This window comes from Janthinobacterium sp. BJB401 (assembly GCF_013372745.1).
Lineage (GTDB): Bacteria > Pseudomonadota > Gammaproteobacteria > Burkholderiales > Burkholderiaceae_D > Janthinobacterium > Janthinobacterium rivuli.
Map to the genome: position 1 here is coordinate 1 of NZ_JABXFH010000117.1, position 1,436 is coordinate 1,436.

3 protein-coding genes are annotated in these 1,436 nt (G+C 61.5%); all 3 read left to right on the forward strand.

Going from position 1 to position 1,436, the window contains the following annotated elements; translation table 11 throughout:
- Window positions 1–199: DUF2345 domain-containing protein (locus HWE17_RS28415; RefSeq protein ID WP_176391111.1), on the forward strand; the 199-nt coding region annotated here is incomplete at its 5' end.
- 10 nt (window positions 200–209) lie between these two features.
- Window positions 210–1,142 carry a DUF4123 domain-containing protein gene (locus HWE17_RS28420; RefSeq protein WP_255206433.1) on the forward strand — a complete coding sequence of 311 codons (933 nt, stop codon included), beginning with the start codon at window positions 210–212 and terminating at the stop codon, window positions 1,140–1,142.
- A 40-nt stretch (window positions 1,143–1,182) separates the two neighbouring features.
- Window positions 1,183–1,436: DUF3304 domain-containing protein (locus HWE17_RS28425; RefSeq protein WP_176391112.1), on the forward strand; the 254-nt coding region annotated here is incomplete at its 3' end.

Consider the following 1,436-nt stretch of genomic DNA (forward strand, 5'->3'; position numbering starts at 1 on the left):
GGCGAATATCACCATCGAGGGCGGCAACATCACCGTGCAGTGCCCCGGCAAGATCACGGTGCATGCCGGCAAGAAGAGTTTTATCGGGCCGGAGCGGCTCGCTTATCCATTGCCGGCGCTGCCTGCCAGCGTCTGCAAAGCGTGCCTGCTGGCGGCCTTGCGTAGCGGCAGCCCGTTTGTCGCGCCCACGGCAGCCTAGAAAAGGAGCCATGATGTACTTTGCCATCGATCTTCCTGACCCTGCAGTTCCAGCGCAGATCGCACAGCAACTGCAGGCCTTGTGCGCGGAAGCGGCGGTGGCGAACGGCGGCCAGCCCTTGCATTTTCTGGCGCTGCTCGACGGCGCCTGCGATGAGGAGTTTTTCACCAAGCGCTACCCGAGCCGTTTGCGGCGCCAGTCGCTGTATGCGTATACCTCGCTGCAAAACTTCAAGAGCGCCGCACCGCATTTAATGGCGGCGCCATCGACAAGCAGCGAGCAGGCCGAGTGGCTGCAGCGCCTGTTTTCGCTGTGTGCAGGCAAGCCCATGCTCAGCATCATCGCCAGCACGCTCGATATCGACCAGCTGGAGCAGCATCTGCGCCCCTATTTGATTGCCATCACGCCAGATACCGTCGAATGGCCCGTGCGCTGGGCCGATAGCCGCACATTGCCGGCCTTGCTGGCAGCCTTGACTGAAACGCAGTCCGCGCATTTGCTGAGCCCCATCTACCACTGGTGGTCGCTGCAGCGCGATGGTTCGTTGATCAGTTGGCAGGGCGAGGCGCAGCCCAGTCCCGTCCCTGCGGAGTTTGATAAATTCCCCCTCGGCGACGCCGCCTTCGCCGCCCTGGTGGATAGCGCCGAAGCCGACGCCATCCTTGCCAATCTGCATGATGTGCAGCCGGACCTGTTTCACTCCGGCACTCCGGCCCAGTGCCACGCGCGCGTGGCGCGTCATTTACTTGTAGCAAACGCCAGCGGCATCGAGGCGGCGGGCCAGCGTCAGCATTTCAGCGCCCTGGCCTTGATGCTGGCCGATGATTTCACCTTGCATCCTGCGATGGCCAGCCTGTTGCGGCGCACGCGCCAGGGGGCGAATTACCTGTCCGAGCTCGACACGCTGCCCGACGATTTCTGGCAGGCGCGCTCGGCTGCCTAGCCTTGTTCATTCAACTGCTTACTTTGATAAAAGGAAAATCATGAAATGGATTATGTATCTTGGCACTGCCTTGCTGTTGAGCGGCTGCGCCCTCAAGGCCAGGCAGGTTGAGCAAGCTGGCCCAAGTCCTACCGCGACAGCGCAGGTGGGTATTGTGAATCATACCGGGAATTTCATTTACTCCGCGTCGGTGGATGGGGCTGGAGGTGCGGATATGGCCAGATGGGGGGCGGGGGGAGCAGAAATCTGTTGCGCCTCTATCCCGAGAGTGTGGTATCCGGGAATGATGGTTCG

Coding starts and splice junctions, on each gene's coding strand:
- HWE17_RS28420 (WP_255206433.1), top strand. CDS start 210: ATGATGTACTTTGCCATCGATCTTCCTGACCCTGCAGTTCCAGCGCAG.